Raw genomic sequence first — 11,492 nt, 5'->3', positions numbered from 1 at the left:
CGATAGGAATGCATAGGGCCTCGATAGTTTGTCTTATGGAAGACCAGCCGCAGCTTATTGGATCTGTCCGCGCCAGTAGTTCAGCGTATCCTGCAGGGTGGTTGCCAGGTCTATTTCCGGCTCCCAACCCAGCCGCTGTCGAGCACGCTCGGGATTGCCTGATGCGGCCTGGATCTCGTTGGGACGGTAGCGGGTCGGATCAATTTCGACTTCGATCCGCACAGAAGCGAGATCTAGAAGCTGCCTGAGAATGTCTTCGATCTGAACTAGGCGACCCGTTGCAATGTTGATGGCATCCCCGTTCGCTTTGACATCGTCTTCGGTAGCGGCAAGATAGGCTCGCACGACATCACGTACATCCAAAAAATCCCGCTTGGCCTCGAGATTGCCGACTTGGATCCTTGGAGGTTGAACCCCCTTCTCTATAAGAGCGATCTGACGCGCGAATGCACTAACGACATAACTGGCAGTTTGACCGGGACCGGTATGGTTAAAGGGACGGAAGCGAAGAGCCTGGAGGCCATTATACGCCATTTCACCTATTAGGAGATCCGCCGCAGCTTTTGTGGATCCATAGGTGCTTCGCGGATCGAGGCGCACCTCTTCGGAAAGAGGGTAGCGTTGATCGGAAAAGGCGCCACCGTAGGCCTCTGAGCTGCCGACGAATAAAAACCGGGCCTGCGGCGCCAGATCACGCACTGCGGTGGCGAGGTTGAGCGTTCCGACGACATTGATCTCCCAAGCTTCCCGAGGGTTCATTCGGGCCTGAGGTGGTGCGGCGATCGCAGCGAGGTGAACGACCACATCGGGCCGAGCTCCCTTTACAGCAGCCACGACCGCTTCAACATCGCGCAAGTCTCCGGAGCCACGCGATAAGATCGGCAGCAGGACGTGACGGCCATCTTCTTCGATCTTGCGGCGCAGCCAAGTGCCAACGAAGCCGCTAGACCCGGTAACTGCAATCCGGCGCGGTTCAGTCGCCATCATTCATCTCTTGCACCTAAGCGATCTTAACCGTTCTGGAGATGTATCTCGTCGATCGTGGCTCTCAACGCGTCAATCGCTTTAGGTCGGCATCCACCATCTCGACAATCATCTCTTCCAGCGTGGTAGTCGCACGCCAGCCCAGTTTTGTTTCGGCCTTGTGGGGGTTACCAAGGAGTACGTCGACTTCGGCGGGGCGGAAAAGGTTCGGATCGATCACGAGATGATTGTTCATCGATACGCCAGCATGCTCGAAGGCGATGCGGCACATGTCTCGCACTGTCGTGGTTCGACCGGTCGCGACAACATAATCGTCCGCCGTGTCCTGTTGCACCATGAGCCACATGGCTTCCACATAATCACGGGAGTGACCCCAGTCACGCTTGGCATCAATGTTGCCAAGTCTCAATTCCCCACGCAGACCAAGCTTGATCCGCGCGACGCCGTCTGTCACCTTTCGTGTGACGAATTCGATGCCGCGCAGCGGCGACTCGTGATTGAATAGTATACCGCTGGAGGCGTGCATGCCGTAGCTCTCGCGATAGTTCACTGTCAACCAATGACCGTAGAGCTTGGCGACAGCGTAGGGCGAGCGCGGATAGAAAGGCGTGGTTTCGGACTGCATTTCCTCTTGAATGAGCCCGTACATTTCAGAGGACGACGCTTGATAGAACCGGGTGTGAGGACATTCCAAGCGAATGGCTTCGAGGATATTCGTCACCCCCAGCGCAGTGACCTCGCCAGTCAGGATCGGCTGCTGCCACGAAGACTTCACGAAGGATTGCGCGCCTAGGTTGTAGACTTCGTCAGGCTTCACGTCGCGCAACGTGCGGATAAGACCGGAAAGATCGCGCAAGTTGCCGTCAACGAAATGGATGTCATCAGCGATGCCAAGCCAGCGCAGCCGAACGTCGTTGACGTCCGCAGTGCTGGAGCGACGTACGAGACCATAGACCTCGTAGCCCTTGTTCAGCAGGAACTGAGACAGATACGCTCCATCCTGGCCGGTCACTCCGGTGATAAGCGCGCGTTTTGTCATTCAGCAGAGCTTCCTTATCGAGCATATCGAGATGATCCGGCTTGTGGCCTGGCAGCTCTCGAGGTTCCGGCAGAGCTTTATTAAATCGCTTCCGGGGGAGCAAGTATCGGTTTCGAGCCATGAACGGCTCTCTCCAACGCCGCTGGACACGGCATAGCTCTGCTGAAGAGGTACATCAGAACACTTCGGAGCAGACGGCGCGTCTTGTTTTGGAGGCTGATATTGCCTAACCCCGTCTGCGCCGGGATTGTGGATGGCGCCTTTAGGGCGACGCGGGAGACCTCGGCACTGGCTTGCAGGAGGTCCGTATGGTCGATATCCGCCGCTACGAAGGGTTCGCCGAGATTCCCATCGAGCGTTACGATGGACTACTGATCGATCTCGATGATACGCTCTACCGCTACGAACCATGCCATCGAACCGGGATCGATGCCGCCTTCTCAGCTCGCGACCTAGGATTGGACGCATCGTCTTTTGCCAGGCGGTATCGCGAGGCTCGCGACGCCGTTACAGCCCGTCTTGAAGGTCAAGGAGCCTGTCGATCGAGGCTCTTTGCGTTCCAAGCAATGGCCGAAACCCTTGGGCTGGACCATGGGTACGATATCGCGCTCGAACTCGATCATGCCTACTGGAACGCATTTCTCGGCGCTATGAGTGTTGATGTCGAGGCACGTGACCTTTTGATCCGCTGTCAACGCCATGATCTGCCCGTGGCCGTCGTGACGGACATGACGGCGGAGGTGCAAATTCGCAAGCTTCGCCAACTCGGCTTGATAAACCTCGTTGATTATATTGTGACTTCGGAGGAAACCGGCCGGGAGAAACCGCATCCGTCGATGTTCGAAGCCGCATTGCGCAAATTGAACATTCGGGCGGGACGTGCCGTGATGGTTGGCGACCATCTGATCAAGGACATAGAAGGGGCCGCTTCGATCGGCATCTCCGGAGCTTTGGTCGTTCTGAAGGAAGTGGTTGCGTGATCCGCTCTGCCCTCACCGGAGAAATCGGCCGATTTCTGATCGTCGGCGCTCTATCCACTGTCGTCAATTATAGTGTCTTCTACGGGCTCATCCTGCTTGGTATTGATTACATTCCGGCAGCGGCGGGCGGGTTTTTGATCGGCGTCGCTGTAGGCTATAGTCTCAACAAGAGTTGGACCTTCGGCGTATCGGCTCCTTCAAGCCCCAAGCTCGTTGCATCCTATTGGCTGGTCTACGGCATCTCCCTCATCTGCGGCTTGCTCTTTATTCGGGGCTTGGTCGAGTTGTTGAATTTTGACCCTCGTATCGCCAATCTCGCGGCGATCGTACTGACGACGTGCACGAATTTCCTCGGCACCCGCTTCTTTGTGTTTCGTCGATGACCGAAACATCAGCGTCGCTTCCTCTGCGCGAACGTGTCCTCGATTGGACCGGCCAAATTGCCCGTTCGCCTCTTTTCTGGTTCGTCCTGGCACTGAAGCTGATCGTATCCGGCCTCGCAGGTTCGGATTATTTAACGCACTTATTCGTGCCCTTCATCAGTAGTTTCGTGGCGGATCCGCTATCGAACCCGTACGAAACTTTCTGGTCTATAGGATCGCACGCGAATTTCCCCTACCCAGCCCTGATGTTATTCATCGAAGGGTTCCCCCATCTCGCGCTACGAGCCGTAGGGCTGGGAGAGCTCGGTCAAAGGGCTGTGCTGGTTCTCTACCGCCTGCCTCTTCTAGCGGCCGATATCACCATCTTTCTGGTCTTGTGCCGGTGGTTGAGGACACATGTAGCTCTGCTGCTGCGTCTTTATTGGGCTTGTCCGCTTCTCTTCTACATCAGCTATGTGCATGGCCAACTTGACGCCATTCCGGTGGCGCTTCTAATGGCCTGTATCTATTGCCTGATCTCAGGCCGTCATATGCTCGCGGCCGTTCTGCTTGGCTGTGCCCTCGCCACGAAGACTCATATTATCGTGTCCTTGCCGATCGCTCTTGTCTATCTCTGGCAGAATACGTCGCGTAAGAAGCTGGTGGCAAAGTTTTTGGCCTTATCGCTGGCGGTCTTCGTTTTCTGGAATATCCCTTACCTAACCAGCACCGGCTTCCTCAAGATGGTGTTTCTAAATCCAGAGCAAGCCCGTATTGGTCTCGCTCAGATATCGGTTTCGGGTGGCAATACCACATTCTTCATCATTCCGGCCCTCATCACCTGCTTGATTGCCTATTCTCTTCATATCCATATCCAAAACCGCGATCTACTACTGAGCTTCATTGGCTTCTCTTTCGGCTCCATCCTTCTGTTCGTAGCTCCCGCACAGGGATGGTACTTTTGGATAGTTCCTTTTTTCATTTATTTCTTTTCACGTTTGAGCCCCCCATACCTTGGGCTCTTCATGCTACTGCAGATCGCCTATTTCGTTTACTTCGCCCTGACCCCTACGTCAGACTATGCCACAGTCTGGCGGCTAGGCGATGGCAATCGGCATATCACGCTTTTCGAGTTGGCCGGCACGCTTGGCATCGATCCGCAACTACCGCTCAACATTAGTTTTACCATCCTGCAGTCGGTCCTGTTTCTGTGCTGCGCGGTCGTTTATCACCGTGGCATTAGACTGCCGCAACAGCACAAGTTGACCGCTCGCCCCTATATGATCGGCATCGCCGGGGATTCGGGCGCCGGTAAATCGACCCTCTCGGATGGACTGCAGGCTCTATTTGGCGCCCGTCATCTTGACGTCATATGCGGCGACGACATGCACAAATGGCAGCGTGGTCACGATCGATGGGTGGAATTCACTCACCTCGACCCACGCGCCAACGAGCTTCACAACGAGTTGCATTATTTGCGTTCGATCCGGCAAAACAGGCTGATCTGGCGACGCCATTACGATCACAACACGGGGCGCTTCACCGAGGATCATCCGATCAAGCCACGTTCCGTGATGATCCTTGAGGGGCTTCACGCCTATTATCTGAAGCCGGCCCGCGAGCTCTACGATCTGAAGATTTTTGTGAAGCCGGATGCGGATGTACTTTTGCATCGCAAGGTCGTTCGCGACATGCGAAAGCGCAATTACACCAAGGAGGCTGTCATCGCTGCGGTGCAGAAGCGGATGGCAGACTCGCGCAAATATATTGTCACGCAGGAACGTTTCGCAGACATCGTTGTCTCCTTCCTGTCTCGGGAAACGATCTCAGCTGATGACATCGGACGCGCCGGTCTCCTGATAGACGAGCGGTTGCGGATCACGCTATCGAATGCCTTTTTCTTCGATAAGCTCGTTGACGATTTGCACGAAGCCATGCCTGGAAACCTCCACCACTATTACGACGACAACGACCTTCAGGTGCTCGAATTCGATCATCCTTTCGAAATCGAGGACATCAAGGCGTTGGCAGAAAGGCATCTCGACGGCTTGCAAGATTTTGGTGTCTACAATCCAGAATGGCGCCCGGGCTGGGAGGGTCTCCTGCAACTCGTTCTTGGGTACTGTATATTTCATGGGTGGCACGACAGACATGCAGCTTGATCTAGAAGCACTCGCTTCCGCTTCCCGCCGGATCGGTACGTGTTCAGCTTACGTACAGGGCGGTGGAGGGAACACGTCGCTTAAGGACGATCACGGCCGGATGGCTATCAAAGCTTCTGGTACGTCCCTTGCAACAGTCGAAGCTGGGACAGGCTTCATCTGGCTCGATGTCCTCAAATTGAGGGAGGGTTTAGTCGACTGCGACAACGAAACGACCTACGCAGCGCTTTTAAAGAATTGTGTCCTCGACGCCCGTGAGACACGTCGTCCATCGATCGAGTCGGGCTTCCATGCCCTGATGGGCGCCTGTACGATCCACACGCATTCTGTATGGGTCAACCTTCTTACCTGCTCTCAGGAAGGCCGTGCGATAGCCCAGGACATTCTGCCGGAGGCACTATGGGTGGACTATGCGACGCCCGGAATTGCCTTGACCCATTTGGTCGCCGAGACAATGGAAGGGCTGCGACCGCAGGTCGTGCTTCTTCAGAACCATGGTCTGGTTGTGACGGGATCCGATCCTGAAACGACAGCTATGCTGCACGAGGAGGTAAACCGTAAGGTGATCGATGCCTTCGGTCGCGACCTGCCCTTTCCATGGTCCGATGACGTGGCCGAGGGGGACGAGAACCTCCTATTTCCGGATCAGGCCGTCTACACTTGCGACCCGACCCTACGATTGTCGCAGGCGGGGGTCGAAACACGGCAAGCCGTGAGCTTCCTGCTGGCGGCAATGAGGAGCCTAAACCTGTCTCCGCATTTTTTGAGCGAGGCGGAGCGGAACAAGCTAATAGGCTTGGAGTCAGAAAAATATCGCCAGAAAATGGTGCGTTCATGAACCTGCAATTGGTCATTCCAATGTCGGGGCAAGGCTCCCGCTTCGCTCGTGTTGGCTTTGAAGACCCCAAGCCGCTGATTGAAGTCGACGGTCGCCCCATGATCGAATGGGTACTGCGCATGTTTCCAGGCGAGGAAGAGCCGCTCTTTATCTGCAGAAACGAGCACCTTGCTCAAACCAGAATGCGCCAGATCCTGACAACCCTGAAGCCCAACGGTCGAATCTTGGGCGTTGAAGGGGCCAAACTCGGACCGGTGGGTGCGCTGATGAGCGCGGCGGATGCGATCAATGACGATCGTCCGGTTCTCGTGAGCTATTGCGACTACTACATGCATTGGGACTATGCGCGTTTTTTGGCCGAACTCGATATCGGCCATTATGCAGGTGCGGTGCCCTGTTACACCGGCTTCCATCCACACTTGTTGCCTGAGCGCAATCTCTATGCCTCCTGCAAGGTGGACGAGAAAGGTGACCTCGTGGAAATCCGCGAGAAGTATAGTTTCGAGGCAGACAAAACCCGTTCCCTTCATTCTCCCGGAGTCTACTTTTTTGATAGTGGTCATCGATTGAAGGCATACTGCAATCGTCTGATAGAGTCCGGCGATATGCTGAACGGGGAATATTACGTCAGCATGGTCTATAACCATCTCGTCGCCGATGGCCTTCGCATCCAAGTACCAAGCGGCATCGAACATTTCTGCCAGTGGGGAACGCCCGAGGACCTTAACGAATATCTCTACTGGACCAATCTGGTCAGGCAGCGCTGCGCATGAATATCCTCATTCCGATGGCAGGGGCCGGATCGCGTTTCATTGACGCCGGGTACACTCTGCACAAGCCCGTAATTCCGGTGTCGAGCCGGCGACAGACCCGTCAGGTGCCAATGGTGGTCGCTGCGGTCGAGGACTTGCCAGTCGCCTTCGACGCACCCGATACTGAACTTCATTTCGTGATCCGCGATTTCCATCAGGCTGACGGGGTGGACGAAGAGTTGCGCGCTCACTTTCCTAGCGCCCGTTTCACGGTCGTGGATCGATTGACGGAGGGCCAAGCGAGCACGTGCCTCATGGCCCGCAACGTCATCGGTAACTCGGCGCCGCTTCTGATAGCGGCTTGCGACAACGGGATGGATGTAGATGCGGCAGCCTTTCGACGCCTATCAGCGGAAGCCGACGCACTGATTTTCACGTTTCGAGGCAACGAGGCTGTTCTCGCAAAGCCTTCGGCTTATGGCTGGATCCGGACGGAAGGTGAGCGCGCGCTGGACGTCTCTATCAAGGTTCCCGTTAGCAGCAATCCACTGGAAGACCATGCGGTTGTCGGCACGTTCTGGTTTCGCCACGGTCACGATTTCGTCCGCGCCGCAGAGGAAATGATTGCGGCGAACGACAGGATCCACGGCGAATTCTATGTCGACCAGATTTTCCGCTACATGATCCAGAGCGGCCTCGACGTCCGGGTCATGGAAATCTCGCGCTATGTGTGTTGGGGTACGCCGACGGATTATGAGAACTTTGAGAGATCTCTCGCCTATTGGACGTCCTTCGTTCAAGAGGAGTCCAAGTCTTGAAGCTTTCACTCGTCATACCATGCTATAACGAACAGGGCAATATTCCTATAATTGTTGCTCGATTGCGCGAAATACTACGTAATCACCAAGGCGTAGAAGTTCTTCTCGTCGATAATGGCTCTCGAGATGAGACCGGGGCGCGTATTGCTGAAGAAACAGCGGGGGATCCCACGCTGCGTCTCGTCAGTGTTCCAGTTAACAAAGGCTATGGCTACGGGATCAAGGCGGGACTTGCGCAAGCGCAAGGGGATGTTTTGGCGTGGACGCACGCGGACATGCAGACTGACCCGCATGATGTGCTCACAGCTTTCGACCTGTTTCGGGCCCAGAAGGACGACCGGATCGTCGTGAAAGGACGTCGGCAGAACAGAAGGGCCTTGGAAACCACCTTTACCTTCGGCATGCAACTCGTTGCCAGTGCGGCCCTCCGCACGAACCTCGAGGATGTCAACGCTCAGCCCAAACTCTTCTCTCGCGCCTTCTACGGGCGTTATCTGGCTTCAGGGGCGCCCGACGACTTTTCGCTTGACCTCTACATGTTGTACTGGGCGCGTGCCGAGGACTATCGGATCCTGGATGTTCCTGTCGTATTCGCCAATCGTATCCATGGTGAAGCGAAAGGCGGCGGTAGCTGGCGCACCCGCATCAAGTTAATCCGGCGTACCTTTGCCTATATCTTCGAATTGCGTCGAACTCTCTCGCATCGGGCTCTAGCGAAATGATACTCGTTCATCATCGACGCAACAGCTTGGCTGAAATCGACGCGAGTAGCGTGGAATGGGGCGTGGAGATCGATTTACGCAATCACGGTGACGAAATCCTCGTTACCCACGACCCTTTCGTGACTGATGCGGTATCGTTGGAAACTTGGCTGGACCACTATCGGCATCGCTTCCTAATCGCCAATGTAAAAGAAGAAGGAATGGAGCCGCAACTCCTTGCCCTTCTCGCCGAGCGGAATATTACCGATTTCTTTATTTTGGATGAGAGTTTCCCTTTCATTCGGAAACATGCGCTGGCGGGCGTTCCCAACTTTGCAGTTCGCGTATCGGAATACGAAAGTGCTCAAACGGCGCTGAACCTCTCCGGTCTCCTAGGCGAGACGGATTGCAGAGTCGACTGGATCTGGGCCGATAGCTTTACCGGGGTTCCCCTAGCAGAAAAGGATAATCGAGCGTTGAAGCAGGCGAACTACAAAATTTGTGTCGTTTCGCCGGAACTTCATCATGTACAGCAACCATCATCCTGGCGGGAACGCATCGAAGCTTTCGTCACCCAGCTCGACAAGCATGACCGGGCGTTCGGAAAGCCTGATATGGTTTGCACCAAGCTGCCTGAAGTTTGGGAAAAATGCTACGGATGAAGTAACAATTTATGAAAGGGCTGTTCGGTTTCAACCTGTGAAATTGGTCCGGACGGGGTGAGAATTTTCTGGCACAGTTTCTTAACGGGAGGAGAGAAACAATGCCCAAGAATTGGTTTACGAATGAACGGATTGCCTTTTCCCTATCGCAGGCGGCGAACGGCACCCTAGTTAGCATTACAGTTGCACGAATGAGTGAAGTCTGAATCGATGTGGCGCCATGGCAGGGAGGTCATGGCGATGGTGGCATCGATCGAGGCGACGCTGGAGCTGTGGGCGTCGTCGCTGCGGGACGTGAAGGGGCGGATGCGACCGTTGTTCACGCAGGACCGTGTGGCGGCATCGGCGGGTTTGTTTCTGGACGGACTTTTGGCCGAAGAGCGGCGCAAGACCGGCTGGATGCGGGCGGAAGCGGCGGGCGATCCGGGGCCGTGGCGCCAGCAAGCCATTCTCGGACGCGGGCGCTGGGATGCCGATGCCTTGCGTGACATCGTGCGGGACTACGTCGTCGAGCACTTGAGCGACGACGATGCTGTGCTCGTGCTGGACGAGACCGGGTTCCTGAAGCAGGGTCATGCATCCTGCGGTGTTGGACGGCAGTACACAGGCTCAGCGGGCAAGATCACGAACTGCCAGATCGGTGTCTTTGCGGCGTACGCCTCGCGCCACGGTCACGCCTTCGTCGACCGGGCTCCGTATCTGCCGAAGGCCTGGACGGGCGATCCGTCCCGGCTGAAGGCGGCACATGTGCCCGTCGATGTTGGTTTTGCCACGAAGCCGGCGCTGGCGCTGGCGATGATCCATCGTGCCATCGAAGCCCACGTGCCCTTCGCCTGGGTGGCGGCCGACAGCGTTTATGGCGTCGGTGATATAGAGATGGCGCTGCGCCGGGCGGGCAAGGGCTATGTGCTCGGCGTCAACGCCAACAGCCAGTTCAACTCGTGGATCGGCAAGCCGCCCGTCGCCGGCACGGCCGCCGAGATTGCCGAAGGTCTGGATCCCGCTGCATGGCAGCGGCTGTCGGCTGGCAAGGGCACGAAGGGTGAGCGCCTTCACGACTGGGCCTATCTGGAACTGGCCGACCTCGAGGCGGCCGAGTACGACAAACACTCATCCGGTCTTTGGACCCGCGGTCTCCTGATCCGGCGTCATGTCGCTGACGGGGAACTAGCCTTCTTCACCACCTGGTGTCCCGCCGGCACGCCGATCGAAACGCTGGTCCAGGTCGAGGGCCGCCGATGGGCGATCGAGGACAGCTTCGAGACCGCCAAGAACGAACTTGGCCTCGACCACAACGAAACGCGCTCCTGGCACGGCTGGCACCGTCACGTCTCGCTCGTCATGCTGGCCTTCGCGATGATGAGCGCGATCCGTCACAAGGCCAACGGTGCGATACCCGCTAAAAGGGGGGTCGAAGCCCGAGCCCTGAACCGTCGCTGATCTGCTGGTCCGTGCAGGAAATCCGGCGCATCGCCTGCCGCTTGGCCAGACGGCGCATCCTCCCCGCCTACGTCATCGCATGGTCGCTCTGGCGCAGAGCCCACCAGGCCGCTGCTCGTGCCTCCCATGTCAAACGAAATGCGCAACTGTAATGTTAGGCGATCTAAAGACAGCGATCGATAAGAAGCTAGAAAACTTCGGTAGCGTGAGCGGATTCTACTATTTCAGTACGGACACCACCAAGTTGATCTGCCGTTCGATTTATGGTGCCGATCGCCATATCATCACAAGTCATACGAATAACGTGTATTCTCTTGCCAGACAAAACGGATACATCGAATTCATGACAGACGGTGGAGCAAAGGGTGTTACCTATAATGACTCTGACGAGCGAATGAAGGTTATTCACGGGAAGGCAGAGTCTAACGCCCTTGAAGAAGTCAAATCCGTTGAGATGATTTCCTACAGCTTCAAGGAAGGGTATGGATACGATTCCAACCAAGTCTATAGACGAGGCTTCTCGGCTCAAAACTTACAGAAGATCGATCCGATGCATGTCAATGAAATGTCGAATGGTATGTTGCGCTTGAATACGTCATACCAACGGGTGTTGGTTCTGGCTCGTACGGTATCTGTCTCTTATAGCCATCTGACGCTTCCGACGAGCGACTCTGTATATCCTTCCGTGGTTGCGCTTTCGTTCCACGAAAGCACAGATCCGGTAATCTAAGGAAAACGTAAGGGAGTATTAGGA

12 protein-coding genes are annotated in these 11,492 nt (G+C 55.9%); 10 read left to right on the top strand and 2 right to left on the bottom strand.

Features of this window, described 5'->3' with window-relative positions; translation table 11 throughout:
* Positions 1-54 precede the first annotated feature (54 nt).
* Together NS365_RS18095 and NS365_RS18090 are read right to left on the bottom strand one after the other, a co-directional pair.
* Complete coding sequence (locus NS365_RS18095) at positions 55-987, bottom strand: GDP-mannose 4,6-dehydratase (protein ID WP_244498498.1); 933 nt, start codon at positions 985-987, stop codon at positions 55-57.
* Between the two features lie 61 nt (positions 988-1,048).
* A complete protein-coding gene (locus tag NS365_RS18090; protein ID WP_058601700.1) occupies positions 1,049-2,023 on the bottom strand; it encodes a GDP-mannose 4,6-dehydratase in 975 nt (324 codons plus the stop codon).
* A 308-nt stretch (positions 2,024-2,331) separates the two neighbouring features.
* Between NS365_RS18090 and NS365_RS18085 the strand changes: the two genes are divergently transcribed.
* The 10 genes from NS365_RS18085 to NS365_RS18040 all read left to right on the top strand — a co-directional run bounded on the left by NS365_RS18085 (position 2,332) and on the right by NS365_RS18040 (position 11,468).
* On the top strand, positions 2,332-3,003 hold the full coding sequence (locus NS365_RS18085; protein WP_058601699.1) for an HAD family hydrolase: 672 nt from the start codon (positions 2,332-2,334) through the stop codon (positions 3,001-3,003).
* Positions 3,000-3,386, top strand: a complete 387-nt coding sequence (locus tag NS365_RS18080) for a GtrA family protein (protein WP_058601698.1) — start codon at positions 3,000-3,002, stop codon at positions 3,384-3,386. The genes NS365_RS18085 and NS365_RS18080 overlap by 4 nt, the downstream gene beginning before the upstream one ends.
* Positions 3,383-5,527: a hypothetical protein gene (locus NS365_RS18075; RefSeq protein WP_082684702.1), complete on the top strand. Its 2,145-nt coding sequence runs from the start codon at positions 3,383-3,385 to the stop codon at positions 5,525-5,527. The genes NS365_RS18080 and NS365_RS18075 overlap by 4 nt, the downstream gene beginning before the upstream one ends.
* The gene (locus NS365_RS18070; protein WP_343286844.1) at positions 5,499-6,365 is read left to right on the top strand and encodes a class II aldolase/adducin family protein; all 867 of its coding nucleotides are present in this window, start codon (positions 5,499-5,501) and stop codon (positions 6,363-6,365) included. The genes NS365_RS18075 and NS365_RS18070 overlap by 29 nt, the downstream gene beginning before the upstream one ends.
* A complete protein-coding gene (locus NS365_RS18065; RefSeq protein WP_058601695.1) occupies positions 6,362-7,138 on the top strand; it encodes a glycosyltransferase family 2 protein in 777 nt (258 codons plus the stop codon). The genes NS365_RS18070 and NS365_RS18065 overlap by 4 nt, the downstream gene beginning before the upstream one ends.
* A complete protein-coding gene (locus NS365_RS18060) occupies positions 7,135-7,935 on the top strand; it encodes a hypothetical protein (protein ID WP_058601694.1) in 801 nt (266 codons plus the stop codon). The genes NS365_RS18065 and NS365_RS18060 overlap by 4 nt, the downstream gene beginning before the upstream one ends.
* Positions 7,932-8,657 (top strand): glycosyltransferase family 2 protein, encoded by a 726-nt coding sequence (locus NS365_RS23740; protein ID WP_193753473.1) that lies wholly within the window; start codon positions 7,932-7,934, stop codon positions 8,655-8,657. The genes NS365_RS18060 and NS365_RS23740 overlap by 4 nt, the downstream gene beginning before the upstream one ends.
* A 26-nt stretch (positions 8,658-8,683) precedes the next feature.
* Positions 8,684-9,298 (top strand): hypothetical protein, encoded by a 615-nt coding sequence (locus tag NS365_RS18050; RefSeq protein ID WP_058601692.1) that lies wholly within the window; start codon positions 8,684-8,686, stop codon positions 9,296-9,298.
* A 234-nt stretch (positions 9,299-9,532) separates the two neighbouring features.
* Entirely contained in the window at positions 9,533-10,738 is a 1,206-nt protein-coding gene (locus tag NS365_RS18045) for an IS701 family transposase (protein ID WP_153003839.1), read from the top strand.
* Positions 10,739-10,943: 205 nt separating this feature from the next.
* Positions 10,944-11,468 (top strand): tail fiber domain-containing protein, encoded by a 525-nt coding sequence (locus tag NS365_RS18040; RefSeq protein WP_206612149.1) that lies wholly within the window; start codon positions 10,944-10,946, stop codon positions 11,466-11,468.
* Positions 11,469-11,492: the final 24 nt, after the last annotated feature.

It is taken from the genome of Aureimonas ureilytica, from assembly GCF_001475935.1.
Lineage (GTDB): Bacteria > Pseudomonadota > Alphaproteobacteria > Rhizobiales > Rhizobiaceae > Aureimonas > Aureimonas ureilytica_A.
The sequence above is the reverse complement of the archived record's forward strand: the minus strand, read 5'-3'. Positions and strand labels throughout refer to the sequence as shown.